26 protein-coding genes are annotated in these 24,741 nt (G+C 70.8%); 13 read left to right on the top strand and 13 right to left on the bottom strand.

The genetic code is table 11. From position 1 onward, the window contains the following. Window positions 1–312: 312 nt before the first annotated feature. Together ABD830_RS14850 and ABD830_RS14845 are read right to left on the bottom strand one after the other, a co-directional pair. Window positions 313–672: a cupin domain-containing protein gene (locus ABD830_RS14850; protein WP_344987383.1), complete on the bottom strand. Its 360-nt coding sequence runs from the start codon at window positions 670–672 to the stop codon at window positions 313–315. After that, window positions 672–1,106 (bottom strand): hypothetical protein, encoded by a 435-nt coding sequence (locus ABD830_RS14845; RefSeq protein WP_344987382.1) that lies wholly within the window; start codon window positions 1,104–1,106, stop codon window positions 672–674. Before ABD830_RS14845 ends, ABD830_RS14850 begins: the two co-directional genes overlap by 1 nt. A 428-nt stretch (window positions 1,107–1,534) precedes the next feature. Between ABD830_RS14845 and ABD830_RS14840 the strand changes: the two genes are divergently transcribed. The 3 genes from ABD830_RS14840 (at window position 1,535) to ABD830_RS14830 (ending at window position 3,965) form a co-directional block, all read left to right on the top strand. Then, complete coding sequence (locus ABD830_RS14840) at window positions 1,535–2,527, top strand: zinc-binding dehydrogenase (protein ID WP_344987381.1); 993 nt, start codon at window positions 1,535–1,537, stop codon at window positions 2,525–2,527. Window positions 2,528–2,596: 69 nt separating this feature from the next. Beyond that, the gene (locus ABD830_RS14835; protein ID WP_344987380.1) at window positions 2,597–2,938 is read left to right on the top strand and encodes an EthD family reductase; all 342 of its coding nucleotides are present in this window, start codon (window positions 2,597–2,599) and stop codon (window positions 2,936–2,938) included. Window positions 2,939–2,969: 31 nt separating this feature from the next. After that, window positions 2,970–3,965 (top strand): sigma-70 family RNA polymerase sigma factor, encoded by a 996-nt coding sequence (locus ABD830_RS14830; protein WP_344987379.1) that lies wholly within the window; start codon window positions 2,970–2,972, stop codon window positions 3,963–3,965. Between the two features lie 13 nt (window positions 3,966–3,978). On the opposite strand, the gene ABD830_RS54185 is transcribed toward ABD830_RS14830, so the two are convergent. Continuing rightward, window positions 3,979–4,266 (bottom strand): hypothetical protein, encoded by a 288-nt coding sequence (locus ABD830_RS54185; RefSeq protein WP_378521022.1) that lies wholly within the window; start codon window positions 4,264–4,266, stop codon window positions 3,979–3,981. Between the two features lie 165 nt (window positions 4,267–4,431). Further along, window positions 4,432–5,658 (bottom strand): hypothetical protein, encoded by a 1,227-nt coding sequence (locus ABD830_RS14820; RefSeq protein ID WP_344987378.1) that lies wholly within the window; start codon window positions 5,656–5,658, stop codon window positions 4,432–4,434. Window positions 5,659–5,734: 76 nt separating this feature from the next. On the opposite strand from ABD830_RS14820, the gene ABD830_RS14815 reads away from it, so the two are divergent. Beyond that, window positions 5,735–5,977 (top strand): hypothetical protein, encoded by a 243-nt coding sequence (locus ABD830_RS14815; protein ID WP_344987377.1) that lies wholly within the window; start codon window positions 5,735–5,737, stop codon window positions 5,975–5,977. A gap of 372 nt (window positions 5,978–6,349) precedes the next feature. On the opposite strand, the gene ABD830_RS14810 is transcribed toward ABD830_RS14815, so the two are convergent. Beyond that, window positions 6,350–7,513 (bottom strand): acetate/propionate family kinase, encoded by a 1,164-nt coding sequence (locus tag ABD830_RS14810; RefSeq protein ID WP_344987376.1) that lies wholly within the window; start codon window positions 7,511–7,513, stop codon window positions 6,350–6,352. 179 nt (window positions 7,514–7,692) lie between these two features. Here ABD830_RS14810 and pta point away from each other — a divergent pair, with 179 nt between their 5' ends. Next, complete coding sequence (gene pta / locus ABD830_RS14805) at window positions 7,693–9,774, top strand: phosphate acetyltransferase (RefSeq protein WP_344987375.1); 2,082 nt, start codon at window positions 7,693–7,695, stop codon at window positions 9,772–9,774. A gap of 401 nt (window positions 9,775–10,175) precedes the next feature. On the opposite strand, the gene ABD830_RS14800 is transcribed toward pta, so the two are convergent. Beyond that, window positions 10,176–11,114 carry a pyridoxamine 5'-phosphate oxidase family protein gene (locus ABD830_RS14800; RefSeq protein ID WP_344987374.1) on the bottom strand — a complete coding sequence of 313 codons (939 nt, stop codon included), beginning with the start codon at window positions 11,112–11,114 and terminating at the stop codon, window positions 10,176–10,178. 157 nt (window positions 11,115–11,271) lie between these two features. Continuing rightward, window positions 11,272–12,573: an MFS transporter gene (locus tag ABD830_RS14795; protein WP_344987373.1), complete on the bottom strand. Its 1,302-nt coding sequence runs from the start codon at window positions 12,571–12,573 to the stop codon at window positions 11,272–11,274. Between the two features lie 127 nt (window positions 12,574–12,700). Between ABD830_RS14795 and ABD830_RS14790 the strand changes: the two genes are divergently transcribed. Further along, window positions 12,701–13,636 carry a LysR family transcriptional regulator gene (locus ABD830_RS14790; protein WP_344987372.1) on the top strand — a complete coding sequence of 312 codons (936 nt, stop codon included), beginning with the start codon at window positions 12,701–12,703 and terminating at the stop codon, window positions 13,634–13,636. Between the two features lie 252 nt (window positions 13,637–13,888). On the opposite strand, the gene ABD830_RS14785 is transcribed toward ABD830_RS14790, so the two are convergent. Further along, on the bottom strand, window positions 13,889–14,050 hold the full coding sequence (locus ABD830_RS14785; RefSeq protein WP_344987371.1) for a hypothetical protein: 162 nt from the start codon (window positions 14,048–14,050) through the stop codon (window positions 13,889–13,891). Between ABD830_RS14785 and ABD830_RS14780 the strand changes: the two genes are divergently transcribed. From ABD830_RS14780 to ABD830_RS14770, 3 genes are all read left to right on the top strand, one after another. Next, window positions 14,049–14,789 (top strand): RCC1 domain-containing protein, encoded by a 741-nt coding sequence (locus tag ABD830_RS14780; RefSeq protein WP_344987370.1) that lies wholly within the window; start codon window positions 14,049–14,051, stop codon window positions 14,787–14,789. The genes ABD830_RS14785 and ABD830_RS14780 overlap by 2 nt on opposite strands. A gap of 555 nt (window positions 14,790–15,344) precedes the next feature. Further along, a complete protein-coding gene (locus ABD830_RS14775) occupies window positions 15,345–16,217 on the top strand; it encodes a LysR family transcriptional regulator (protein ID WP_344987369.1) in 873 nt (290 codons plus the stop codon). A 98-nt stretch (window positions 16,218–16,315) separates the two neighbouring features. Next, window positions 16,316–17,860: an alpha/beta fold hydrolase gene (locus tag ABD830_RS14770; protein ID WP_344987368.1), complete on the top strand. Its 1,545-nt coding sequence runs from the start codon at window positions 16,316–16,318 to the stop codon at window positions 17,858–17,860. A gap of 37 nt (window positions 17,861–17,897) precedes the next feature. Here the strand turns inward: ABD830_RS14770 and ABD830_RS14765 are convergent, their stop codons facing one another. Together ABD830_RS14765 and ABD830_RS14760 are read right to left on the bottom strand one after the other, a co-directional pair. After that, window positions 17,898–18,269, bottom strand: a complete 372-nt coding sequence (locus tag ABD830_RS14765; protein WP_344987367.1) for a hypothetical protein — start codon at window positions 18,267–18,269, stop codon at window positions 17,898–17,900. 14 nt (window positions 18,270–18,283) lie between these two features. Beyond that, window positions 18,284–18,529, bottom strand: a complete 246-nt coding sequence (locus ABD830_RS14760; protein ID WP_344987366.1) for a roadblock/LC7 domain-containing protein — start codon at window positions 18,527–18,529, stop codon at window positions 18,284–18,286. Here ABD830_RS14760 and ABD830_RS14755 point away from each other — a divergent pair. The 3 genes from ABD830_RS14755 (at window position 18,476) to ABD830_RS14745 (ending at window position 19,847) form a co-directional block, all read left to right on the top strand. Further along, window positions 18,476–18,931: a hypothetical protein gene (locus ABD830_RS14755; protein ID WP_344987688.1), complete on the top strand. Its 456-nt coding sequence runs from the start codon at window positions 18,476–18,478 to the stop codon at window positions 18,929–18,931. The genes ABD830_RS14760 and ABD830_RS14755 overlap by 54 nt on opposite strands. Then, the gene (locus tag ABD830_RS14750) at window positions 18,928–19,302 is read left to right on the top strand and encodes a hypothetical protein (protein ID WP_344987365.1); all 375 of its coding nucleotides are present in this window, start codon (window positions 18,928–18,930) and stop codon (window positions 19,300–19,302) included. Before ABD830_RS14755 ends, ABD830_RS14750 begins: the two co-directional genes overlap by 4 nt. Window positions 19,303–19,466: 164 nt before the next feature. Next, window positions 19,467–19,847 carry a hypothetical protein gene (locus ABD830_RS14745; protein WP_344987364.1) on the top strand — a complete coding sequence of 127 codons (381 nt, stop codon included), beginning with the start codon at window positions 19,467–19,469 and terminating at the stop codon, window positions 19,845–19,847. Here the strand turns inward: ABD830_RS14745 and ABD830_RS14740 are convergent. Further along, complete coding sequence (locus ABD830_RS14740; protein ID WP_344987363.1) at window positions 19,837–20,205, bottom strand: helix-hairpin-helix domain-containing protein; 369 nt, start codon at window positions 20,203–20,205, stop codon at window positions 19,837–19,839. The genes ABD830_RS14745 and ABD830_RS14740 overlap by 11 nt on opposite strands. Before the next feature lie 57 nt (window positions 20,206–20,262). Continuing rightward, window positions 20,263–20,508 carry a hypothetical protein gene (locus tag ABD830_RS14735; RefSeq protein WP_344987362.1) on the bottom strand — a complete coding sequence of 82 codons (246 nt, stop codon included), beginning with the start codon at window positions 20,506–20,508 and terminating at the stop codon, window positions 20,263–20,265. On the opposite strand from ABD830_RS14735, the gene ABD830_RS54180 reads away from it, so the two are divergent. Continuing rightward, window positions 20,483–21,019 (top strand): helix-turn-helix domain-containing protein, encoded by a 537-nt coding sequence (locus ABD830_RS54180; protein ID WP_378521064.1) that lies wholly within the window; start codon window positions 20,483–20,485, stop codon window positions 21,017–21,019. The genes ABD830_RS14735 and ABD830_RS54180 overlap by 26 nt on opposite strands. Here the strand turns inward: ABD830_RS54180 and ABD830_RS14730 are convergent. Next, window positions 20,970–24,635 carry a BTAD domain-containing putative transcriptional regulator gene (locus tag ABD830_RS14730; RefSeq protein ID WP_344987680.1) on the bottom strand — a complete coding sequence of 1,222 codons (3,666 nt, stop codon included), beginning with the start codon at window positions 24,633–24,635 and terminating at the stop codon, window positions 20,970–20,972. The genes ABD830_RS54180 and ABD830_RS14730 overlap by 50 nt on opposite strands. Window positions 24,636–24,741 lie beyond the last annotated feature (106 nt).

The following is a 24,741-nucleotide window of genomic DNA, read 5'->3' as shown; positions in this document are numbered from 1 at the left end:
CGCTGCCCGCCGGTTCCCCGGCCGGGCCGACTGGACCGCCCGTCTCATCCGCCGCCACGAAACCAGAATCCCCCGCCACCGCTCGCCCCCTCTTTCGTGCCTCGGGCGTCTGACGAGCCTGCGGCAGCGGGCACCGAGGAAGGTGTCGGTGCGGCCTGCGACGACGACGATCGCGTCGAAAGTGGTGACCGGCCACGGGTTGCCCTCGCCTGTGGAGCCGATGATCAACTCGTGGACGGAGGTTGCCCCGACACCGATGATCTCATCCAGGCGTTCGGCCTTCGGCCCCGGGCCGAAGGCCGAACTTGCCGGTCAGATCGGGATGAACAGTGCCTCGAACGGCGGGTCGCCGACGCCCGTCGTGACGTGCCCCATTCCCGTGGTATCTGCGGCAAGCACCAGGTCGCCGGGGCCGAAGCGACGCCGGCTGCCGTCGCTGACCGTCACCTCGATCATCCCACGCAGCATCACCACCCACTGCTCACGTGGCGCCGGATGCGCGGTGCTGTCGAACGCGGCGCTGCGCAGGAACTGCACGCCGCCACTCGACTCCATCCCGCCGACCGCCATGGCCGGCACCCCATCGGCGACATGACGGTGTTCAAGCATGATCTCGCCGTCCTCGAACGCCGATCCGCCGTCCGCTGTACGGGCAATCTTGGTGTAGTGCATCACATCCCGCCGATGAACTGGTGGTCGGTGCGGAGTCGGCCATCGCCGTCCAGGGCCAGGATGTCCAGGCCGCCGCCGACGGTCTCGCCCGTGCTGGTCGATACCATCGACCAGCGGATGCCGAGCACGTTGGGCAGCAGGAGGAACGCCTCCTCGGCAGCCTCGAAGACGTGCTCGCCCGAGGCGACGAACATCTCGTAGGCACGGGTCACCCTGGCGTTCAAGGCGTCATGGCCGCGGGCCTCCAGCGGTGGCACCGGGAACGCGAGCTCGGTCGCGGCGTCGCGGATCTCCTGGGGCGGGTCGACCAGCACCTGGATCCCGTCGGCCGCCCACAGTTCGCCGATGAGCGCGCGCCGCCTCTCCGGATCGGGCTCGTTCCACTGGGCGACATAACGGTCGGCCCATTGCTTCACATCGAGTGGGTTACTCATGCGCAGCAGTGTGCAGCCCGGCCGCCGGTGGCGCGATTCCCTGCAGGGAATCGCGCCACCGCGGACGTCCAGCCGTCCAGGGCGAACGGCGCAAACTCTGGGCAGCACACCTGATCTGCCTGCCGGAGCAGACCGGTTGAGTTCGGCGAGGTCGGCCTCAACGTCCACGGTGATGGCGCCGAAGAAGGGAGGACGTGCTCACGCCGGAGGACCGGCGCGGCCTGACCTCGCTGTTCTGGTCACACGTGCTCCCCTACGGCCAAGTAAAGTCAACATGAACAGCCGACTCACCCTCGGCGGAAACTGACCCGTGCCGTTCGGGAGCGGCCGATTCCTTTTTGTGGCGGCCGGGGTCTACATGAGAGAGACCGGCCCGCGCGCCGGGCCGGTCTCTCTCATGTACGCCGAGAAAGAATGGCTGATCGCCAGTGAGCATTCCCGCGACCATGCGCGCGCTGCAGCAGACTTCCCTCAACGGCCCGCAGGACATGCGCCTGATCGTCGACGCGCCGGTGCCGACCCCCGGCCAGGGCGAGGTCCTCATCCGCGTCACCGCCGCGGGCGTCAACTTCGCCGACATCTCGAAGGCCCACGGCACATTCGGAGACGGCCCGCGGCCACCGTACCTGGCCGGTTTCGAGGCCGCCGGTGAGGTCGTCGCGATGGGCGAGGCGGTGACCGGCCCGCAACCGGGGACCCGCGTCGTCGGCGTCGGAAACGGCGCTTTCGCCGAGTACATGGTGCTGTCCGCGGCCGCGGCGATGCCAGTGCCCCCCGGCTGGACGGAGCAGCAGGCGCTCGGCCTGGTCGTGAACTGGCCCACCGCGCTGGCCGCACTCAAGCCTCTGGGCAACATCACCGCAGGGCAGACCGTGCTGATCCACGCCGCGGCGGGTGCGACCGGCCAGGCCGCGGTCACCATGGCCAAACACTATGGCGCGACGGTCATCGCCACCGCCTCGCCGGCCAAGCACGAGACAGTGCTGGCACTGGGAGCCGACCACATCCTGGGCTCCCGCGGCGGCGACCTCGCCGCCGAGGTGCTGCGGCTGACCGGCGGCGCCGGCGCCGACCTTGTGCTGGAGTCGGCAGGCGGCGCCACCTTCGACGCCAGCCTGGCCGCCGCCAAGCGGGTCACCGGCCGTGTCGTCGTCTACGGCCTCGCAGGCGGCGAAGCCGCGATCACCAACTGGGACCTGGTGTACAAGCACCAGGTCCACGTCATCGGCCTCAACATCGGCGTGCTGGCCCAGGCCGCGCCGCAGATCTTCGGCGAGGTCATGGGCGAGCTGTCCGCGCTCCTCGCCGTCGGCGTGCTCACCCCCGGCCAGCCCACCGCGTACGAACTGGCCGACGGCCCGAAAACGCTCACAGAACTGGAAAGCAGAGCCACCATCGGCAAACTGGCCCTGCTGCCCTGAGAAACCCCCCTGGTACACCGAGCCGGTGACGCCGCACACCGGAGGTTCCCATGACAGGAGTCGAAACAGATGACCGCAACCGTGGACCCGGCCGCCAAGCAGATGGCGCGATTCGTCGTGATGTACGACACCCCCTCCGACGTCGACGCGTTCGAACGTCACTACAACGATGTCCACATCCCGTTGGCGAAACAGTATCCGGGCCTGCGTCGTTACACGCGCAGTCATGAGCCGGCAGCCGTGATCGGCGAGCCGTGCTACATGGTCGTGATGCTGGACTGGGACGACATGGCTGCGCTGGAAGCCGCGCTCGGGTCCGAGATCGGCCGGCGCGCCGCCGAGGATGCCGTGGCGAACCTGGCCCGCTACGCGACCTTTCACGGCCTGATCCTGCAACTCGACGAGGTCTGATCGCTTCGTGTCGCAGCACTGGGCTCGTGACGTGACATCGCATCTGCGGGCGGCACTCGATCATGACCGGTTCACCGCCGAGACTGAGCGGTTCCGCCGGGAGCTGTTGGCGCACTGCTACCGCATGGTCGGCTCGGCGCACGATGCCGAGGACCTGGTGCAGGAGACGTATCTGCGGGCGTGGCGGTCCTACTCCGGATTCGAGGGCCGGGCGTCGATTCGGTCCTGGCTCTACAAGATCGCCACCAACGTCTGCCTGACGGCGTTGGAGCCGCGCCCGATCCGGGTGCTGCCCTCGGGCCTGACAGGCCCGTACGACGGACCCGATCGCCCGCCGAGTCCCGTTGCTCCGGGCGAGGTCTCGTGGCTGGAACCGCTGCCGGACGCATGGATCGCCCCGCCCGCCGACGATCCGGCCGCGGTGATCGTCGGACGCGAGTCGCTGCGGCTGGCGCTCATCGCGAGCCTGCAGCACCTGCCCGCCCGCCAGCGTGCGATCCTCATCCTGCGCGAAGTGCTGGCCTTCTCGGCGGCCGAGACCGCGGAGATCCTCAACACCACCACTGCGGCGGTCAAGAGCGGTCTGCAGCGCGCCCGCGCCCGGCTCGACGAACTGGAGCCCGAGCCCGCGGAACTACTCGAACCGACCGACCAACGGGCACGCGCGCTGCTCGACGGCTACATCGCGGCCTTCGAGCGCTCCGACGTCGGCCTGCTGGAACAGGTGCTGCGGGCGGACGCCACGCTGGAGGCGACGCCATTCCGTGACTGGCAGTCGGGCCGGGCGATGTGCATCCACATGCTCGACGCGTACGTGCTGGGCACACCGGGCGACTGGCGGATGATCGCGACCACCGCGAACGGCCAACCCGCCGCCGTCGTGTACCACCGGGACGTGGACGGTGCGCTCCGAGCCGATGGCGCCGTGGTGCTGGCCGCCACCGCCACCGGCGTCTCCCGCGTGATCAAGTTCCACGATCCCGCGCTGGTCGCGGCGTTCGGCTTCCCAGACGTGCTCGCGTACTGACCCGCCAACGGGTTCAGCCGGAGCCGGCCATGTGCACGATGCCTTCCGGTGGTGTGCGGCGCAACTCCTCGACCGTGTGTAACCGCCCGGGACCGCAGCCGGCCTCGGCGACGGGCCGGGGGCCGGCGGCCCGTACGAGTTCGGCGAACGCGGCGAGTACCGCGCGATCCAGTGGCAGGCGGTCGAGCGAGTCTCGGGCGAGGTCGGCGTAGAGGTCGTCGGACCTCGACCGGTCGGCGGGTCCGTTCCGCTCTGGTCGGCTGACCGCGGCCTCAAAGAGCCGAGCAGCGCCCCGGTACATCCGAGCCGTTCGAGGGCCTCGGCCTGGTCGCCGGGGCTTCCAGGCTGTTGCGGCCCTCGACGACGTCGTCGCCCCGGTGACCAGGCTGGACCTGGTTCGGGAGGGATGTACTGGGGGAGCTGCGGGCTCATCGGCGGATTTCCTGTGCGCTGTAACCCAGCTTTCCTACAGTGAGATCCCCAGGAACTCGACGCGGCCGAGGAAGAACGCCGCCTTCACGTTGTCCGGCCCGACCAGGTCGCTGATCTGGGCCGCAGCCTGTCCCGAAGCCCCGTACCCGACCGAGCCGTCCTCGGGCACCAGGGCGCCCAACTCGGGGTGGCTCCGCGACAGCTCCAGGAACTCGCATGTGAGCAGGTCGACGACGCCCTCGGCGAGGATCTGCGGATCGGCCACCATATCCACCGCCTCGATGTAGCGGGCGTGGGCCAGACGGTGCACCAGTTCGTGCATCATGAGCCGGTAGACGTATGGGCGCCACGCCTCGCGCGGCCCCCATCCGGCGCCGGGTGGGCGTTCGGGGAGGTAGATCCAGCCTGCTGGGCCGTTCCGGTGTGCGGGAGAGTGACCGAGGAGGTCGCCCACCAGGTCGTTCAGCGAGATGTCGTCGGTCAGCCAGTCCCGCAGCAGGTCGTCGAGTGCCTCGGCCTCGTCCATGCGGGTGTGGTCGTACCCGGCGGACACCAGCTCGGCCCGGCCCAGCAGATGCACCTGCTGACGCAGGAAGGTCAGACGGCTGGTGTCGTCGTCCGGCCGGGCGGAGGCGCCCGCGACGTCCTGGTCGTAGGCGAACCCCTCGTTGAGCGGGCCGTCGGCGCAGGCCCCGGTGAACAGGCCGGTGCTGTCGCGAACGAACGCCTGGACAGCGCGGGCGGTGTCCGCCAGCCACATCGGGTCGTCCGCCTCCGCCGAGTCCGCCCACCACGTGCGTTGCTCGGTCAGCCGCTCGGTCAGCGCGGGCAGCAGCGCCGCGGTCAGGGCGTCCGGGTCGAACGGCTTGGCCGCCGGGGGCCGGTAGATCCCGCCCAGCCGCGTCAGCGCCGGCGCGGCGGGCACGGTCAGGCCCGCGGGCAGGGCGGTCTCCAGCCAGCCGCTCAGCGTGAGGATCTCGTACGTGAACCGCTCGCCGGAGATGGTGGGGTCGAAGCGGCGCTCCGGGGCCCGGTCCACGAGCAGTGACGAGGCCCGCACGCCGTCGAAATCGGGCCCGGCCGTCGCGGCGTTGCGCAGCAGCAGATCCAGGCCCTTGACGATCCAGAGCTGGGCGGCCGGGTCGTAGGCCGCGACGTCGATCCAGCGGGTCGGGTACAGCTCGGAATCTTCGCCCCGCAGTTCCGCCTCCAAGGCGCGGAAGACCTGTTCGGTGCCCTGCTTGGCGAGCCGGTCGTCCATGCCCGCCCCGGCGGGGGCGATCGAGCCGGCGGGGGCGGAATGTGGCGGCCTCCAGCGAGAACGGCAGGTTCCGCGGGTGCGTGAACGTCTTCATCCGCTCGTATGGCCGCTCGCCCACCAGCGCCTCGAGCACCTCGTTGACGATGTCGAGATACGGCAGGGCGGTGAAGGTGTTGTCCGCGTCGAGTTTCACCTTTCCGATGCCGGGCCGGCGGCGCAGCAGGGAGACGTCGTGGAAGGTCTCCTGGAGGAAGGTGAGCAGGTCGGTCAGGTAGGCGGCGGGGGAGTGGACGGAACGGGCCTCGTCGCCGGCCCGTAGGTCGAGAGGCCCGAAAAGACGTTGGTAGCTCGGTAGCGAGGCGTCATTGCGCACGCGGAAATCCCCTTCATCGAAAAGCCCCCGAATCAGCCGCCTCATGCTCGCCTATGAGGGGGTGATTGGACTATCTACCCGAGTGGTGACATCTTTGGTCGATCACCGTGGGAGGGGTTTAGGACAGGCCACTGCAATTCCAAGTCAGGGCCGCTATATCCGGCCTATTAACGGCTGGCGACTGCATTTCCTTATCCGGAGGCCCATAATCGACGGAATTTCAGCCGGCCGGATCGATGGCCCCCTAAGCCCTGGGGGGCCGGATGCCGACGAGTGGGCTGATGGCAGGCGGCTGGTGGAGGATCCGCGTGCCGCCTGTCATGCGATGAGTGTCTGGGCCTGCCGGGCGATCTCCCATTCCTCGTCGGTGGGGATGACCAGCACGGACACCTCGGCGCCGGGAGGGGAGACGGCGCGCTCGCCGGTCGCTGCGGCCTGGTTGAGCGCCGGGTCCACAGTGATGCCGAGCCGTTCGAGTCCGGCCAGGGCGGCGGCGCGGGTCGCGGTGTCGTGCTCGCCTACACCACCGGTGAACACGATTGCGTCCACCCGGCCGAGCAGCGCGTAGTACGCGCCGACGTACTTGCGGATGCGCCGGGTGTAGATCTCCAGGGCCAGCCGGGCCTCGTTGTCGTCGCGGGCGCGTACCTCGCGCATGTCGCGGCTTCCGGTCAGGGCGAGCAGCCCGCTGTGATGGGTGAGTGCGTGCTCCATCTGCTGGGCGTCGATGCCGTCCATACGGGCGAGGTAACCGGCGAGGGCGGGATCGACGTCGCCGGAACGGGTACCCATGACGAGCCCTTCCAGCGGTGTCATGCCCATGGAGGTGTCGACGCTGCGGCCGCCGGAGATCGCGGTGGCGCTGGCGCCGTTGCCCAGGTGCAGCACGATCAGGTTGAGCTCGGCGAGGTCGAGGCCGAGGAAGACGGCGGCGCGGCGCGAGACGTATGCGCAGGAGGTGCCGTGGAATCCGAAGCGCCGCACGCCCCACTCGCGCGGCACGGCGTAGGTGTAGGCCTCCGGCGGCAGCGTCCGGTGGAACGCCGTGTCGAACACGGCCACCTGCGGCACATCGGGGAATGCTTTGCGCGCGATCTTGATCCCGGTCAGGTTGACCGGATTGTGCAGAGGAGCGAGCGGCGCCAGCCCGTCGATGGCGGTGATGACCTCGTCGTCAATGAGCACAGCTTCGGTGAAACGGGTGCCGCCGTGCACAACGCGGTGCCCGACCGCGATGGGGTCCAGGTCTGGTCCCGCCGCGGCGAAGGCGTCCATCATCGCGTCCAGCCCTTCGCCGTGGCCGGGGAAGGGCCGGTCCCGCACGTACGGCGGCTGGTCGCCGGTCCGGTGTGTGAGCCGGCCGGTCTCCTCGCCGATACGTTCGACCAGCCCGCGGGCCGGGCGTTCGTGGGTGGTGACGTCGACGAGTTCGTACTTGATCGACGAGGATCCCGTGTTCAGGACGAGAATGTGGCCGGCCATGTCCACGAGCCTATTTCCACGGGGTCCTCGCCGTGTTCGCGGGTTTGGGCGCGGGCCTCGAGCCGGGCGTCGGTGATCTGCTGGCGCAGGTGGGCGGCGGTCGTCCAGCAGGACGGTGCGTACGTGGTCCCCCGGCCCAAGGTTCCTGAGCGGGATCGCGTCCGTCGAGAATGGTGAACATGACACGTGCGGTATACGTAGCGGCGGGCGAAGCAGGGAGCAACAAGGGCACGATCGCACTCGGAATGGTCGAACTGCTGTCCCGGCAAGTGGAGACCGTGGGCGTGTTCCGTCCAGTTGTCAGGGCAGGCCGTGAGGACAACCTGATCAACACGATCCGGAGCAGGTTCCAGCTCAGCCTGCCCTACGAGACGTACGCCGGCGTCACCTACGACGAGGTGCACGCCGACGCCGAGCGTGCCGCCGGCGACATCGTGGCCCGCTACCGTGCGCTCGCGGGGCGGTGCGACGCGATGGTGGTGATCGGCACCGACTACACCGACGTGGGCGCGCCGACCGAGTTCGAGTTCAACGCCCGGCTGGCCGCGGATCTGGGAACACCTGTGCTGAACGTGGTGAGCGGGAAAGGCAGGACGGCTGCGGAGATCGCCGCCGCGGTCGAGCTGTCGTCCCGGCAACTGGCGCACCACCACGCCCGGGAGCTCGCGGTCGTCGTCACCAGGGCGGCTGCCGAGCATATCGCGATCGACCACCCCACGCCGGTGTTCGTGCTGCCCGAAGCCCGCTCCCTGCGCGCACCCACCGTTGCCGACCTGCTGGACGCCTGCGACGGGAGCTTCTTCCTCGGTGAGCGTAACGGGCTCGGCCGGGAGGCGAACGCGCTGATGGTGGGCGCGATGTCGCTGCCCGGCATCCTGGATCGCTACACCGAGGGCGCAGCAGTGATCATCCCGTCCGATCGGGCCGCCGCACTGCTGCCCGGGCTGATCGCGGCACATGTGGCGCCGGGCTTCCCCACCCTGTCCGCAGTGATCATGACGGGCGGCACGGATCTGCCCGCCCCGGTGGACCGGCTGCTGCGCAGCATGGACATTCCACTCCCGGTCATCGCCACCGACCACGACACCTTCGACACCGCGACCCGTCTGTCGGCGGTGGAGGGCCAGTTCACGCCGGAAGCCGGCGGGAAGACCGACACGGCACTGCGGCTGTTCGCCGAGCACGTCGACGGCCGGTTGCTGCTCGATCGGCTGGCCATCGCCAAGACCGACGTCGTCACGCCGCTGATGTTCGAGTACGAGTTGCTGGACCGGGCGCGTGCCCGGCGTCGGCACATCGTGCTGCCCGAAGGCGAGGAGCCGCGCATCCTGCGTGCGGCCGACGTCCTGTTGCGCCGTGGCGTGGCCGAGCTCACCTTGCTCGGCGACGAGGAGCGGATCAGGGCACAGGCCGCCCAGCTCGGCCTGGATCTGGACGAGGCCAGGGTGCTGAGCCCGTTCGACGCGGAGCTGCGCGAGCAGTTCGCCCGCGAGTACGCCAGAGTCCGGGCGCACCGGGGGATGACCGTCGAGCTGGCCCGCGACGCTGTCACGGATGTGTCGTACTTCGGCACGCTGATGGTGCACACCGGCATGGCCGACGGCATGGTCTCAGGGGCAGCGCACACCACCGCACACACGATCAGGCCGGCGTTCGAGACCCTGCGCTTGGGGTTGGTGTCCAGCGTGTTCTTCATGTGTCTGGCCGATCGGGTCCTGGTGTACGGCGACTGCGCGGTCAATCCCGATCCGAGTGCCGAGCAGCTCGCGGACATCGCGATCTCCTCCGCCCGTACCGCCACCCTGTTCGGCGTCGATCCCAAGATCGCCATGCTGTCGTACTCGACGGGCGCCTCGGGTGCCGGCGCCGATGTCGACAAGGTTCGCGCCGCCACCGCGCTGGTCCGCGAGCGCCGTCCCGACCTGCCGGTGGAAGGTCCGATCCAGTACGACGCCGCGGTCGACCCCTCGGTGGCGCGGGCCAAGATGCCCGACAGCCAGGTGGCCGGGCGGGCAACCGTCTTCGTGGTGCCCGACCTCAACACCGGCAACAACCTCTACAAGGCCGTCCAGCGCAGCGCCGGCGCCGTGGCGGTGGGACCGGTACTGCAAGGACTGCGCAAGCCGGTCAACGACCTCTCGCGCGGCGCCACCGTCGCCGACATCGTCACCACTGTGGCCATCACCGCCGCGCAGGTACGCGACGACGAACCAGACGCCGGCCTTGAGGACGAGGTGGAAACGGCGATACGCCGCCACTGACACGCCGAGCACGACAGAAGCTCCGCCGATGTCAATCGGGCGACATGACCTTTCTGTGCGCGGGGACTGAGGATGGGGAAGCCCGGAAACAGGGCCCGGTGAGGCCCGTCGCGGACGACCGCCCAAGGATGCGCGGCGGAGCCGGCCGTCGAGACGACCGGAATGAGGCAGAACTCCATGGCGGAGACCGACAGGAGACAAGCGGGCGAGGTGGGCAGCCAGCGGACACGGCGAATTTGACCGATCAAGCCCCGATTTCGGGTGAGCCTACTTGATCGTCGGCGATCTCCGAGGCGATCTCTGAAATGAGGCCTCGGCACGTCGGTGGACGACTTCGGCGCGATCTCGGCGCAGGCTGCGGACGGCAGGACCGGCGACCCTGCCGTCCTGCCCAGCCGGTGTTATGCGTCGTCTGTGGATGTGGCGAGCAGCTGGAACTGCTCCCACTGGACCCGGGGGCGGGCCAGGCCGCGCCGCTCCAGGTAGCGGGCCGTGGATCGGCGGACCGTGCGCAGGGTGCGGAACGCGTCGCTGACGCGGCCGGATCCGACCGGCTCGACCACTTTCTGTGGGACCAACGTCCATTGGTCGCCGTCGGCGCGGAGTTCGCCGCGGATCAGTGCGTTGTGCATGGCGTTGAGCCGCTCGTCGTGCCGGTGCACGAGCAGGCTGGCCTTGCCCGGCACGATGCCGTCGGCGGTGTTCGCCGTGATGGTGAAGCCGTCGGTGGTGGCCCTTGGCCGCGTGCGTACCAGCAGCGGTGCCCCGGAGGCTTCCCGGGCGCCGAGGACCGCGCTCGGGAAGCGGGCGATCAGGTCGGCGCCGGGCAGGTCCGTGGCGGGCGGTGTCGTGGGCGCGGGCTGTTCGGTGGTGGTCAACTCGGCGAGCGGTGGCCGTACCTCGACCCGGGTGGGTGTCACGGTGATGAAGAGCCGCAGGTAGTACCAGTCCATGAACCACCGGCCGGGGGCCCGGACGTAGTTCCGGCTGTGCGGCTGCCGTTCGAAGAGCGTACGCCAGTAATCGGCCGCCTCGTCCGGCCCGGTCCGGATCTCGTCGGGGCAGGTCGCGGTTCCGCTGACGAAGACCTGGGGCGCGTCGGCGCGGCCGCTGCCGGTGGGGTCGGAGAAGAGCAGTGCGACACGTCCGTCCCGGCGAACGTTCAGCGCCTTCTGCGCGAAGGCCAGGCTGGTGGTGACGAGCAGCGTGCCGTCTGTCCGGCGCCAGGCCGCAGTGGGCCAGGTCAGTGGGGTGCCGTCAGCCCCGAGAGTGGCGAACTCGCAGGTCCGGTAGGCATCGATGACGGCGCCGACCTCAGGGTCGATCGGTGTCGTGGTCACAGGGCGGCTCCTGAGGGGAGGCGGGGGTGTAAGCGCATGCGTGTGATCATCTCGTTCGTTCGGCAAGGAAGGTGAAAACGTGGCCCGCCGCACGGCGGACGCGGCCCCGGCCAGAGCGGGCCACGCAGGTCGCGACAGCGCGCGCAGCGTACTGAAGTCAGGCTGATTCGGCTGTCCGGTCGGTCTCGTTCAGCGCAACGGCCAGCTCCCTGGCGTGGCTCGGTGCCGGCTCCGGCTCCGGTTCGGGGAGAGGGGCGGCCGGGCGGCGGGGGAGCAGCAGCGGGGTCGCCAGCAGGAGCACGCCGGCCAGGCCGATGGCCGTACGCGGGTCGAGCAGGCCGCCCAGCACACCCCAGACGGCCGTCAGGAGCGCGGCCGAGGCCTTGGTCGTCACCGCCCAGGCGGACAGCATGCGGGCGGCCCGGTCGGTCGCGGTGCGTTCGATGCGGTAAGTGGCGCAGACGGGGTTGAAGACTCCGCAGCAGAAGATGAGCCCGAGTTCGACGCCCATCACCAGCAGCAGCCCGCCGGCGCCGGGCCCCACGAAGGCCAGGCCGACGGACCAGATCGCGCGCAGTGCCCCGGCCGCGACCAGGACCTGGTGCTGCCCGAACCGGGTGACGAGCGGTCGGGCCAGCCGCGAACCGAGCAGTCCGCCGATCGAGGGCGCGGCGAAGGCGAGGCCGTACTGCCACGGTGCGAAGCCGAGTTGGCCGAGCATCAGGACGGACAACAGCGGCCCGGTGGCCATCACCAGGCCGTTGAACCAGGCGGTGTTGAGCAGCAGCCGACGCAGCGTCGCGTCGGCGATGATGTACCGCCAGCCGTCGAGCAGGTCCGAGGCCCGCATGCGCGCGGCCTGCCGGCGCTGGGGCTGCGGCTCGTGCCCGCCCATCGCGCGGATGCCCACGGCCGAGAGCAGGTAGCTGACCGCGTCGGCCACCACTGTCGCCACCGGGCCGAGGAGCCCGGTCGCCGCGCCGCCCAGCGGCGGTCCGATGACCGTGGTCGTCCAGGCCGTGGACTCGAATCGGGCGTTGGCGACGAGCAGGTCCTCGGCCGGCAGCAACGTCTTCAGGTACGCGCCGGAGGCGGCGCGGAAGGCGATGTCGGCCGCCGCGACGACGACCGAGACCAGCAGGAGCTGAAGGAAGGTGAGCACGCCGAGCGCGTACGCGGTGGGGATCGTCAGCAGCGCCGCGAACCGCGCCAGGTCCATCGCGATCAGCACCGGCCGCTTGCGCCGGAACTCCACCCACGGACCCAGCGGCACCGCCACGGCCGCTCCCACCACGGCCCCCACGCAGGAGAGCGCGGCGACCTGCGCCGGTCCGGCGTGCAACACCTGGATGGCGATCAGCGGGAAGGCGCCGAAGGCGAGCCATGTGCCGAGCGCGCTGGTCCCGTACGCTCCCCAGAGCCACCCGAACTGCCGCCCCAACCGGTGCCCGCTTCTCATGCCCGACGTCCCCTCGCTCGCACAACCGATCCGTGATCGCATGCATCAAAGCGCGCGCTGGACCAGGGGATCAAACAACTGCGGGGCTGTCGACCACAACGAGCGGTTGTGTCCGTAGGGTGTCGGCATGGACCTCGACACCATACGGACCTTCGTCGTCGCCGCCGACGCGGGGCAGTTCCAGGAGGCCGCCGCCGAGCTGGCGGTCACCCAGCAGGCCGTCTCCAAGCGCATCGCCGCGCTGGAGCGCAACCTCGGCGTGCGGCTGTTCACCCGCACCGCCCGCGGCGCCGAGCTCACCATCGACGGGCAGGCGTTCCTGCCCCACGCCCGCGAGCTGCTGCGCGTCGCCGAGCGCGCGGTCGCGTCCGTGCGCACCGGCAGCCGTCCGCTGCGCGTCGACATGATCGCCTCGCGCAGCGCGGCCTCGGGCCTGATGCGCGGCTTCCACCGCGCGCACCCCGAGATCGAGCTCGACGTGGTGATGCTGTTCGACGTCGAGACGGCCGTCGCCGCCATCCGGTCCGGTGCGATCGACGCGTCCTTCCGCGCCGTCGCCGTGCCCGGGCGGCCCCTTCCCGAGGACATCGCGTCCGTACGGGTGCTCGACGAGGCGCTCCAGCTCCTCACCGGTCCCGCCCACGCGCTGGCCGGCGCCCGGTCGGTGACCGTCGCTCAGCTCGCCGGGCACCGGATCTGGATGCCCGGCATCGTCCCCGGCACCGAATGGGCCGCCTACTACGACGATCTCGTCGCCGAGTTCGGCCTCACCATCGAGGCGACCGGCCCCAACTTCGGCTCCGACGCGCTCCTCGACACCATCGCCGACACCCCGGCCCTGGCCACTTTCATGGGTGAGCAGACCCGCCTGGTCTGGCCCGCCGACCACGGCCTGCGCCGCATCCCGGTGACCGACCCCACGCCCGTCTACCCGCACTCACTTCTGTGGCACCGCGACAACCCCCACCCGGCGCTGGCCACCCTCCGCACCCACCTCGCCACCACAGCGCCCGGCTGCGACGCCGCCGGGACCTGGGTTCCGGGCTGGGTGCTTCGCTACTGAACGCCCCAGGCGTCGGGCCCTGTGATGAGCAGAAGTAGGGCGTTTTCGCCGCATATCGGTACGGAATCGGAGCGGAAGAAGAACGGAAGATCGGTCTCGTAGCATCCGCAGGCGTCGAGCAACCCGGTAAGGGGTCGGACCACCTGATGGAGGCGTTGTGATCAGTAGGCGTCAGCTCATGCGTACGGTTGGGGTCGGTGTGCCGGCCGCCGTGCTGGGCGGGACGATTGCGCAAATGTCCACTGCGCAAGCCTACGCAGGGACGAAGTCGATCACAGCCGACGGCTCCGAGCCGCAGGCGTGCGCTCCGGGCGAGGGCAGGATCATCCAGTGGGGTCCGGCCAGCGCCCCGGCGGTGCCGGCGGCCGGGTTGTCGGGAGTGACCGCCGTCTCGGCCGGGGCATGCGCGAACATGTACAACCTGATGCTCAAGGACGGGCGGGTGAGCATCTGGGGAAACCTGAACCTTCAGGACCCCAACCAGCAGAGGTTGTCTCGCGTACCTGTTGTGGCGACCAGAGACGTCACGGCGATCGCGACGGCCGGCCGATATGCCTTTGCGCTCAGGGACGGTGGCGTCATCGTCTGGGGCGGTACCCACGACACCCAGTTGGCCCTCCCCGAAGCGGCGAAATCCGGGGTCACCGCAATCGCCGGCGCGAACGGTGGAAACTCCTACGGCCTCTTTCTCAAGGACGGCGGCGTCCTCCAATGGAATGGATATGTCGCCGTTCCTGACGAGGCGAAGGAGGGTATTGTCGCGATTTCCGCGCAGGGACATGCCCTTGCGCTGCGGGAGGACGGCCGCGTCATCACTTGGGGGCCCAACCTTCCTGCGAACCTGACCGTGCCCGCCGAAGCGCAGTCCGGTGTCACCGACATCTCCGCGGGCGCCGGTTTCAGCCTGGCCCTCAAGAACGGCGCCGTGCTCGCATGGGGCGACAACCAGTACGGACAACTGGAGGTTCCCTACGAGGCGCAGTCCGATGTTGTCGCGATCTCCGCGGGGATCGTGGCCAGCATGGCGCTGACCGCCAGTGGCAAGATCATCGTGTGGGCGTACAACGTCTACGGGCAACTCGACATCCCCGATGAGGCGCAGTGCGGGGTGAGCAGCATCTCGTGCGGATACGTCTGCATGGCGGTGCTGTGACGCTCTCCGGCTGAGTCTTGTCGGCCGGCCGGAGGATCGCGGAGACGGGCTACAGCTCGACCGCGACCGGCGTCGGCGCCACGGCGGGGGGCCGTGACGCCGACGGCCGACGGCCGACGGAGCCGGCCCGCTGTCGCCCGCCCAGCCGCACGGCGGGCGACAGCGGGCGGATCGACTCGCGCGCGGCCTCGCCACCCGGCGGTCATCGCGAGCCCCGCGGCGACTGCCAGACGGCGGCCTCGACGAAGTGCACGTCGTAGCGCTCCTGCTCCGGCAGCAGCCCTCCTGCGGGCTTCAGGCCATGCTGGATACGCCCGAGCCGCCCCGCCCTCGGCGACGGTCGTCACCTTCTCGCCGAGAAGGAACTCCGGCTCCCCACCAAGCACGTAGAACATCTTCGCGGACTCGGCGGAGACGACCAGGGCCGGCGTCATGGTGGAAGTCACCGTCAGCTCCTCTCGAGAACGGGATCCATTCGAGCCGGGGAAGCAGCCGCGAACCAGAAGCGGATGCAACCGGCAGTCATCACGAACCCAGATGAATCGAGGGGCGCGGGTGGAGCTGCGGCAGCTGGCGTACTTCGTGGCGGTCGCCGACGAGGGTGGGTTCGGGCGCGCGGCCGAGCGGCTCAGCATCGTGCAGTCTGCGGTGAGCCAGCAGGTCCTCCGGCTCGAACGCGAGCTGGGCGTGTCGCTGTTCGACCGTTCGACCCGGCGTGTGCGGCTGACCGGTGCGGGGGAGCGGCTGCTGCCGGAGGCGCGTACCGTGCTCGCCGCCGCGGACCGCACCCGGCAGGTCGCCGCCGACATCCGCGCGGGCACCGAGGGGGTCCTGCGTCTCGGTGTCGTGCAGGGGCCGGGCGACCGGATCTACCGCCTGCTCAAGGAGCTGGCCGCGTTGGCGCCGCGCCTCCAGGTCCGGCCGCGCCGTCTCTCCCTGCCGGCGCGGTTGTCCGCCGTACGCTCGGGCGAACTCGACGCGGCGCTGGTCCGCGTACTCACCGACGCGCCCGGCCTGGAGCTCCTGCCGATCTGGCGGGACCGGCTGTACGTGGCGTTGCCCGCCGCGCACCCGCTGGCGCGTCAGGCCACGCTCCGGCTCGAAGACCTGGGGGACGCGCCACTCCGGCTGTCTCCGCGCGAGGACAACCCGCCCTTTCACGACCTGGTCACCGACGCGTGCCGGGCGGCCGGGATCGCCCCGCCGGCCGGGCCGCCGTTCACGACGTTCCACGAGACCCTGGCCGGCATCGGCGCCGGCGCTCCGTCGTGGACGGTCTTCTACGAGGTGGCCGGTCTGCCCGAGGTGCCCCGGGTCGCCATCCGGCCGCTCGCGGAACCCGCGTTGACCACCTCGCTGGCGGTGCCGCCCGGCCCGCCGCAGCCCGCTGTGCGCCACCTGCTGAACGTCCTGGCCCGGGTCTTCTGACGTCGAGAGTCGGCGTCACGGCCGATGCCCAAGGTCTCGCCCTCGAGCCGCCTCATGGAAACGGGGAGGAAACCGCCGCTGCACTACAGCTGGTCCGCATGACGTACCGAACATGGCTGACGGCACTGGCGCTGGTGCTGGCGGCGCATCCTTCCGCTGCGGGCGCCACCGCGAACCCCGGCCCGAGCTCCGGCGTTTCGTCCGTGGAGTGGAAGTCCTGCCCGGCCTACTCCGATGAGGTGATCCGGAGTCTGGGTGTGACGGAGGAGCGGGTTCCGGCCTTCCGTACCCTGATGAAGCGCCTGGAGTGCGGGACGGTCAGCGTCCCGCTGAACCACCGCGACCCCGGCGGGCGGAAGATCGACATCGCGGTGACGCGGCTGGCCGCCACGGACGAGGCCCACCGGTTCGGCGCCACCGCCGTCCTGCCCGGAGGGCCGGGCAACAGCGGATACCTGGACCCGATCCTGCGGGCCGCGCTCAGGAACGAGGAGATGGCCAAGCTCAACGAGCGCTACGACATCATCGGCTTCGACCCGCGCGGGGTGGGCTACAGCACCAAGGTCGCCTGCCCCATCACGCCAGGAGGTCCGGAGGAGCCGGGCACGCTGACCGAGGAGGCGGCCAGGAAGATCTACGACACCCAGGTCGCCGCCAACCAGAAGTGCGGAGGCACCGACCCCGCCTTCCTCGGACAGCTCACCACCGAGAGCGTGGCCAAGGACCTGGACCTGGTGCGGACCGCCCTGGGTGAGCGCACGCTCAACCTGCTCGGCTTCTCCTGGGGCACCTATCTGGGCATGGTGTACCGCAGCCTGTTCCCCGAGCACACCGGACGGGCCTTCCTCGACAGCACGGCGCCGCCGTGGACCCGTCTCGACAAGCACATGAAGGACAGCGCGGAGGCGGCCGAGCGTAATTTCGGGCGCATGGCCGCCTGGCTGGCCCGCCGCGATGAGACGTACGGCCTCGGTGCCACCGCCCCGCGGGTGCTCGACGAGGTGGCGAAGCTGGTCCGCGCGTACGACAAGAGCCCCAAGATCTACACCGACGTGCGGCGGCCCATCGACGGCGCGGCCGTAGCCGACCTGGCCAAGCGCAACTCGACCGAGTGGGTACGCGCGGGCAGGGCGCTGGCCGAACTGCGGACGGCGACGGGCACCACTGCCCCGCCCACCGTCAAGGAGCTGCTCGGCGCTCCGATGATGGGGACACCCGTGCCCGGCGCGCCCGAAATGCTGAACATGACCATGAACTTGGCCGTCGCGTGCAACGAGGACGGCAGCCGGGCCGGTCTCGACGCCGCCTGGCGTGACTACCAGCAGCTCGTGAAGCGCCATCCGGCGACCGGGCGGTCCTGGGGAGTGGGCGTCATGTGTGCCGGCTGGCCGCTGCCGGTGCAGCAGGCCACGTTGAAGCGGGGCAGCGGGTCACTGGTGCTGGCGGGGCACCTGTACGAGTTCATGTCCGTCTACGACTGGACCCTGCAGACGCGGCGCGCGATCGGCGGCACCGTCTACACGGTCGCCGACGACGTGCACGTGTCGACCACCCGGGTGCCCGAGTGCGCCGCCGACGTGGTGCGGTACTTCGAGACGGGCCGGATCGGCAGAGGCTGCGCGGGCGGCGGCATCCCGAGCTGACAGGTGGCCCGCACCCGAACGGGTGCGGGCCGCCCGCTCAGACCTCCAGCTTCTCCTCGATGGTCCGGAGTTGGTGCCGGGCCATCGCCAGGTTGCCGCGCGCACGGTCGAGGGCCAGGTAGAGGAAGAGCCCCTTGCCCCCACGCCCCGTGATCGGCCGGATGATGTGGTACTGGCCGCCCAGCGTGATGAGGATGTCCTCGATGCTGTCCTTGAGGCCGAGCGAGTCCATCGTGCGGAGCTTTGCCTTGACCACCTCGGTGTTGCCGGCGGCGGCGACCTGGAGGTCCAGGTCCTTGGAGCCGCCGAGCGTGCCCAGCGCCATGCCGCTGCCGTGATCGACGATCGCCGCTCCGACCGCGCCGTCGATCGTCATCATCTCCTTGAGAGAGACGTCCATGCTGGCCATCGCTCCCTCGCTTTCTACCAGGGGCTGGTTCGGTGTTGACGTGCTGCGACGGCGGCCACTGCGGCAGCCGTCTTCCTGCCCTCCAGCCGCAGCAGCCCGACGTTCGCGCCGGGGCCGGCCAGGACTGTGAGGACGATCGTGGGGCCGGCGGCATAGAACGCCACGAAGCCGGCGGTGCCCGAGATGAGGGTCTCCTCGAACGCGCCTTGGCCGGTCATGGTCAGCATCCGCCTGCTCATCGCGAGGAGCGCCGCGGACAACGCCGCGGCCTGCTCGCCGCGGTCTCCTCCGAGGTCGCAGGCGACCTGCAGGTGCCTCCGGCGCAGGAGGCGGCCGTCTACCGGGCCATGGCCAAGATCCCTGGGGTGACGGTGAACCCCGACGCGGTCGACGTCGACGGGCGTCCGGCGGTGGCGGTGGCCCGGGTCGAAGACGGCTGGGTGAGCCATGAACTCCTGCTCGACCGCTCCACCTACGCCTACCTGGGCGAGCGCGCGATCGCCGGTGCCGACCACACCGCACCGGAGCCAGGCGTCCGCGTGGAAGGGGGCCGGAAGATCACGAACCTGGCCCCCTCCTACACGATCAAGAAGGGAACGATCATGACGCTTGCTGTCCGTCTGGACATCGGGGTCACCGATCGACCCGGGGTAAGGCCTTGAGCGGTGGTCACCGGCGCGGGTGGGCTCTGCTGCTGCTGGCGGCCCCCTCGGCCGCCAATCTGGCCGGCGGGCCTGGCTGGATCTGGACGCCGTGGCTCCCGCCGCCGCTGCTCGACCTGCTGGCGCGGGCGGGACTGCTCGACGCGTGGCTGGTGGCGGATCTCCTCGCCGCCTCGGGCGTCCTCGGGGCGGCCGGGGTGGCAGCCCACGTAGCGAGGGAGCGAACCGCCGCCGCACTGCTGCTCGCCGCGGTGTCGGCGATCAGCCTTGCCGTCGCCGCGATCGGAGGCGGCTGGTTCCCCGCATGGTACGGCGTGGCATACGCCGCGGCGCTGATGCTGCTCCGTACCGTCCGGGAGGCAAGGCCATGACGAAGGCCCGCGCCCGGGCAATGTCCGGCTTATGCCCTGCTGATGGCCTTTCATTCTTGACCGGTCCTGTGAAGACTGCTGCATGCCCTTCCGGGCCGAGGCCATTTTGAATGGCCTGTCGCGAATGTCATGCCTGACGTAATTCCATTTTAGGAGAGAATTTCATGAAATCTCTGATGGCAGGGCTCACGAGCGTCGCCACAGCGGCGGTCCTTCTCACGGTCACGGCGCCCAGCGCCAGCGCCGCGACCTACACCTTGCTGGCACAGAACAGCAGGGGCGGTGTCACGGCCAAGCTCTGGCGCAACAACCAGACAGGTGCCGTCCACGCGCAGGGGCTGAACCTGAGGGCGGGGGAGATAGCCAGACTCGACCTGTACCAGGGCATCACGCGAGCGCAGAACGTGCTGCAGCCGAACAGAGGCACGAAGCTCGACACCTCGTCGGTCGTGGTCCATCCGCCGGAGAGCTACTCGGCCTGTGCGGGCTCCCCGGCGGGTGGGACGCGTTTCGTGTGCACCGTGTACTACCGCATCAACCGCTAACCCGACGCCCCCGCGTACGGCCGTCTGAGCCGTACGCGGGTTCTCGTTGCGGGGAAACCCCACCCCGCTGGTCCAGCAGCTGTTTGCGCTGAGGGGTGTAGTGCCACCACGGGCGGGCGGGCCGCCCTTCCGCCTGGTCCACGGCGGACATGACGGTGTCGAGCAGACAGGGGTCGAGCCGTTCGCCGAAGGCGGCGGACATGCGCTCGTACAGGTCGAGCGGGTCCCGGCCCACCAGCTGCGCGATCTCGGTGATGCCGATGCGCCCGAAGTATCCGGACACGGACCGGCCGACGTTGACCAGCTCAGTGAGGTCACTGGGCTTCCGGCCGTTCGTCTTCATAACGCTTGTGTCCATACGGGACAACGTATCCAGGCAGCCCAGCCGAGGCTTGTACGAATCGGACAGGGGATCTCAAGCTGCCGCTTCTGCCGCTGCGGCGAGCGGCAGAACTCCATCTCCGGTGCAGCTCAGACGCTGTTTGCGCGTCTGCCGGGCAATGCACGAATCCTGCACCGATCCGGCCAGCGCCCCGCAGTAACCTGCGACAGGCGGCACAGAGCCGCAGGCCATCACCCCTTTCTGCCCTAGCCGGACGTCGTCGCCGACCTCATCCACGAAGGGAACCGCACCCATGAAGGCCGACGAAGAACCGCTCATGGGAACGCTGCTACGAACCTGGCGCGAACAAGCCCTGCTGACCCAGGACGAGCTGGCCCAGCGGGCCCAGTTGAACGTCCGTACCATCCGCCGCCTGGAACACGGAGCATCCCATCGCCCACGAACCAACTCCCTGTCCGCGCTGGCGAAGGCGCTGAACCTGGACGCCGCGGAACGTACGCAACTGATCGCGGCCGCGAGCAGAATCCCCACCCGTCCAGAACCTCGCGGACCCGTAACCGCCGGGGACGCGCCGCCGCGCCCGACGATCGTACGGCGGCAGCACCCGTCCGGCTCGACGCGTTCTGCCGGCCGGTGCATGGAGTTCTGCCCTCGCGCGAGGGACGGATCGACTGCTGGGACGCGCATCCTGGTGCTGGCCGTCCTGGAAGTCGAGCGCGTGGAAGCAGGTACCCGTCAGCCGGTGGAGCTGCCGGACCTCGCTCCACAGGTGGATGATGTCAGTGCTGGGACAGCGCGGCCCGTGGGTGCGAGTGGTCGACGCCCGTGAGGTCAGCGAGCAGGGGGCGGACCTCGTCCGCCCCCGGGCTGCCGATGTCGGTGAACAGCTCCAGGGCTTCCTGCCAGCAGCGTTCGGCTCTCTCGGGAGCGCCGGCGTCGCGGAGCACACAGCCCAGCACCTGCAGGGCGCGGGCGACCCCGAGGCGGTGGCCGGTCTGGCGGTGCAGCTTCAGGGCCTGTCGGGCGTGCGTGAGCGCTTGGTGATGGCGGCCGAGCCGGTCGTAAGCGGCGGCCAGCGTGGTGTGGGCGTGGCCCTCCAGGATGCGCATGTCTGCCACGGCGGCGGTGGCCAGCGCGCGGTGGGCGCGCTGGAGGGCCTGGTGGGGCTGGTCGAGGGTGAGGAAGACGTCGGCCAGCCCCAGCTGCGCGTCGGCCTCGAACACGGGGCTGGGGATCTGCTGCGCCAGCTCGAGTGCCTGCCGGTAGTGGTCACCGGCGTCCTGGGCGCTGCCGAGCCGCAGGTGGATGCCGGCCAGCACGATCCGGACCCTGGCCTCGCTGAATCGGTCGCGGATCTCGCCGGCCAGCCGCAGCGCGTCCTGCGCCTGGGCCAGCGCCTCCTTCGTGCGGCCGGCGTCGCGGTCCAGCGCGGCAAGGCAGCGCAGGAAGTAGCCGTGGCCGAACCGGAGGCCGAGTTCCTGGTAGAGCCGCATGGCGCCGGTGAGGCGCCGGCGGGCGGTCTCCAGCCGGCCCAGGTCGTGGTCGATCTCGCCCAGGGCGCCCAGCGTGCTCGTCACCCCGATGTGTGAATCGAGCCGCCGGTACAGTGCGAGCGCCCGGGTATGGTGCTGGGCGGCCTCGTGCAGCCGGCCCAGGATCCGCTCCGTCAGGCCGAGGTCGAACAGGCACTCGGCCTCCCCGCCCAGCCAGCCGCTCTGGCGGTACAACTTCACCGCCTGGGCCAGATTGTCGGCGGACTGATGGAGGTCGCCCGCCATCATGGCCACGTTCGCCTGGCAGAACAGGGCGGCGGCCTGGCCGTCGGTCCAGCCGGCCTGGCGGGCCAGGGTGAGCGCGGTGGTGATGTGCCGGCGGGCCGGCTGGGAGCGGCTGGCAGCCCGGTTGGCCTGGCCGAGGCTGAGGTGGCCGAGGGCCTGGGCGCGTACATCTCCGGCGACGGTGGCGGCGTCCAGCCCGGCCTGCGCGACCAGCAGCCACTCCACCATGGGACGCCGCTGCCAGAAGTAGCCACGCAGTGCGTCGGCCAGCCGCCAGGCGGCCGGGTGGGGGCCGTGGTCGGCGGCGTACCGGGTGGCGGCCACCAGGTTGGCCAGCTCGACCTCCAGCCACGCCGCCGCCTGGGAATGGTCGATGAACGCCGTCGGCGAGGAGGTAGCGGCCGCTGACGGGAGGGGCGGCAGGCGCACCTCCTCGGGGTACAGCAGCTCGGCGGCGGCGTCGATGCTGTGCAGGTACCAGTTCAGCAGCCGCTCCAGGGCTGCTTCGCATTGCGCCTGGCCGTCGTGCTGCTGAGCGCGCCGGCACGCGTACAGCCCCAGTAGGTCGTGCAGGCCGTACCGGCCATGGCCGCGGGGTTCGACCAGATGGGCGTCCGCCAGTTCGTCGAGCAGTCGGCCCGCGACCTCCACCGCGACCCCCGCCAGCGCCGCGGCCCCCGGCACGCTCACCTGCGGCCCCGGCACCAGCCCCAGCAGCCGGAACAACCGCCGGCTGGCCGGGGGCAGGCGGTCGTAGGAGTGGTCGAAGGCGATCCGCACCGCGGCCTGCGGGTCGCCGGCCACGGCCAGCCCGCCCAGCCGGTCCCCGGCCTCCAGCTCCGCCAGGTACGCCGCGATCGACTTCTCGGGGCGGCTGGTGAGGTTGGCCGCGGCGATCCGCAGTGCCAGCGGCAAGAAGCCGCACAGCCTGGCCAGCTCGTGAGCCGCTGCCGGCTCGGCGGCCACTCGCTCGGCACCCAGCAGCCGGCCGAGGAGCGCCACCGCCTCCTCCGGGGTGAACAGATCCAGAGTCACGCAGTGGGCGCCGTGGGTGGCGACCAGCCCGGTGAGCCGATCCCGGCTCGTGATCACCACCACGCACCCGGGGCTGCCGGGCAGCAGCGGGCGGACCTGCTCGGCATCACGGGTGTTGTCCAGCACCACCAGCACCCGCTTGCCCGCCAGCAGCGACCGGTACAGTGCGGCGGCCTGCTCGGTCTCGGTGGGGATCTGCTCGGGTGCGACCCCGAACGCCCGCAGCAGCCCACCCAGCGCCTGCAGCGAAGAGAGCGGCGGGCTCTGCGCGTATCCCTGGAGGTTGATGTACAACTGGCCGTCGGGGAACAGCGCTGCCACGCGGTGGGCCCAGTGGGTCGCCAGCGCGGTCTTGCCCACCCCGGCGGCTCCCGCGATCGCGGTCAGCACCAGGGTCGTCCCCGCATCGTCGCTTTCACCCGCCTCCAGGAGCGCGTCCAGTCGCTCCAGAAGCTCGGCGCGGCCGGTGAATCCGAGCACGTCCGCCGGGAGCTGCGCCGGCCGCCACCGACCGTTCACGCTCGCGGCGGTCATGCCTGGGGCGGCCACGCCGGAGCCTGAGGCGGCCGTGTCCGCGGTGGCCATGCTCGCGGCGGTCGTGCCTGAGGCGGTCGTACGGTCTGGCGGCCGGATACGGGGGAGGTCGCCCTGAAGCACCCGCGCCTGCGCGTCCCGCAGCTCCGCGCCGGGCTCCACCCCGAGCTCCCGCACCAGCAGGCCGCGGAACCGGGTGAACAGCTCCAGCGCCGCCGCCTGCTCGCCGGAACCGGCCAATGCCAGCATCAACCGTGCGTGCAGCCCCTCGTGCAGCGGCTCCACCGCCACCAGCGCGCGTAACCGTTCGGCGGCCTGCCGGTGCGCACCCAGCCCGAGGGCCAGGTCGGCGAACTCCAGGGCCGCCGCAACCCGCCGCTGGGTGACCGCCGTCGCGGCCGGGTGCTGCCGCATCCGGGGCAGGTCGGCCAGCACCGCGCCGCGCCAGCACCCAAGCGCTTGGGCCAGCAGGTCCAGAGCCGCTCGGGGGTCGGTGTCCCGCACCTGGTGCGCCTGGGCCGTCAGGGCGTCGAAGCGCAGCAGGTCCAGCTCGCCGTGGCCGACGGTGAACACGTACCCTCCGCTCCCGCCGGCGCTGACCAGCACCTGGGCGGGCGCGACCCCGGCTCGGGCCGGCCGCAGCAGCGCGCGCAGCCGCGCGACATAGGAACGGACCAGGTTGCGGCAGGTCGGTGGCGGGTCTTCACCCCAGAGCGTGTCGATGATCTCGTCGACCCCCACCAGCTGGCCGGGCTGGAGAGCCAGCAGCCCGAGCAGGCTGCGCTGCATGAGCGGCCCGGTCACCGTACGGGAGCCGTGGCGTATCGCCAGCGGCCCCAGCACCTCGACGCTCAATCGTCCGTCAGCCGCAGAGCCGTCATCCACCGACAGTCCGCCGGGAACGGCGGGTGCCTCTTCGGCGCGGGTCGCCGCCTCGCCCCAGGCCAGGCCGACCGCGGCCGCCAGCCGCCGCGCCGACTCCGACCGGGGATGCCGCACGCGCCCCTGCTCGATGTCCCGCACCGCACGCACGCTCACTCCGGCCCGCCGACTGAGCTGCTGCTGGGTCAGTCCCGCGCGGCGCCGGTAGACGCGCAGCGTCTCGCCGAACGTGGCCGGTTCGCCCGCACCGATGCCGGATCCGTCATCCGGCTCCGCACGTGCCTTCTCCCAGGCGGCTTTCTCCTTGGCGTGCTGCTCGACC

Origin of the sequence: Nonomuraea helvata (assembly GCF_039535785.1) — a bacterium.
Classification (GTDB): domain Bacteria; phylum Actinomycetota; class Actinomycetes; order Streptosporangiales; family Streptosporangiaceae; genus Nonomuraea; species Nonomuraea helvata.
Note: the sequence above shows the minus strand (reverse complement) of the source record. Positions and strands in the feature narration are given on the sequence as shown.

What these genes read in the sequence shown, in the direction of transcription:
- ABD830_RS14810 (WP_344987376.1), bottom strand. Translation starts at nt 7,513, where the DNA reads ATGGCCGGCCACATTCTCGTCCTGAACACGGGATCCTCGTCGATCAAG.
- ABD830_RS14740 (WP_344987363.1), bottom strand. Translation starts at nt 20,205, where the DNA reads ATGGACACAAGCGTTATGAAGACGAACGGCCGGAAGCCCAGTGACCTC.
- ABD830_RS14780 (WP_344987370.1), top strand. Translation starts at nt 14,049, where the DNA reads ATGTACAACCTGATGCTCAAGGACGGGCGGGTGAGCATCTGGGGAAAC.
- ABD830_RS14790 (WP_344987372.1), top strand. Translation starts at nt 12,701, where the DNA reads ATGGACCTCGACACCATACGGACCTTCGTCGTCGCCGCCGACGCGGGG.
- ABD830_RS14785 (WP_344987371.1), bottom strand. Translation starts at nt 14,050, where the DNA reads ATGTTCGCGCATGCCCCGGCCGAGACGGCGGTCACTCCCGACAACCCG.
- ABD830_RS14770 (WP_344987368.1), top strand. Translation starts at nt 16,316, where the DNA reads ATGACGTACCGAACATGGCTGACGGCACTGGCGCTGGTGCTGGCGGCG.
- ABD830_RS14745 (WP_344987364.1), top strand. Translation starts at nt 19,467, where the DNA reads ATGAAATCTCTGATGGCAGGGCTCACGAGCGTCGCCACAGCGGCGGTC.
- pta (WP_344987375.1), top strand. Translation starts at nt 7,693, where the DNA reads ATGACACGTGCGGTATACGTAGCGGCGGGCGAAGCAGGGAGCAACAAG.
- ABD830_RS14765 (WP_344987367.1), bottom strand. Translation starts at nt 18,269, where the DNA reads ATGGCCAGCATGGACGTCTCTCTCAAGGAGATGATGACGATCGACGGC.
- ABD830_RS54180 (WP_378521064.1), top strand. Translation starts at nt 20,483, where the DNA reads ATGAAGGCCGACGAAGAACCGCTCATGGGAACGCTGCTACGAACCTGG.
- ABD830_RS14820 (WP_344987378.1), bottom strand. Translation starts at nt 5,658, where the DNA reads ATGGACGACCGGCTCGCCAAGCAGGGCACCGAACAGGTCTTCCGCGCC.
- ABD830_RS54185 (WP_378521022.1), bottom strand. Translation starts at nt 4,266, where the DNA reads ATGTACCGGGGCGCTGCTCGGCTCTTTGAGGCCGCGGTCAGCCGACCA.
- ABD830_RS14835 (WP_344987380.1), top strand. Translation starts at nt 2,597, where the DNA reads ATGACCGCAACCGTGGACCCGGCCGCCAAGCAGATGGCGCGATTCGTC.
- ABD830_RS14735 (WP_344987362.1), bottom strand. Translation starts at nt 20,508, where the DNA reads ATGAGCGGTTCTTCGTCGGCCTTCATGGGTGCGGTTCCCTTCGTGGAT.
- ABD830_RS14845 (WP_344987382.1), bottom strand. Translation starts at nt 1,106, where the DNA reads ATGAGTAACCCACTCGATGTGAAGCAATGGGCCGACCGTTATGTCGCC.
- ABD830_RS14850 (WP_344987383.1), bottom strand. Translation starts at nt 672, where the DNA reads ATGCACTACACCAAGATTGCCCGTACAGCGGACGGCGGATCGGCGTTC.
- ABD830_RS14795 (WP_344987373.1), bottom strand. Translation starts at nt 12,573, where the DNA reads ATGAGAAGCGGGCACCGGTTGGGGCGGCAGTTCGGGTGGCTCTGGGGA.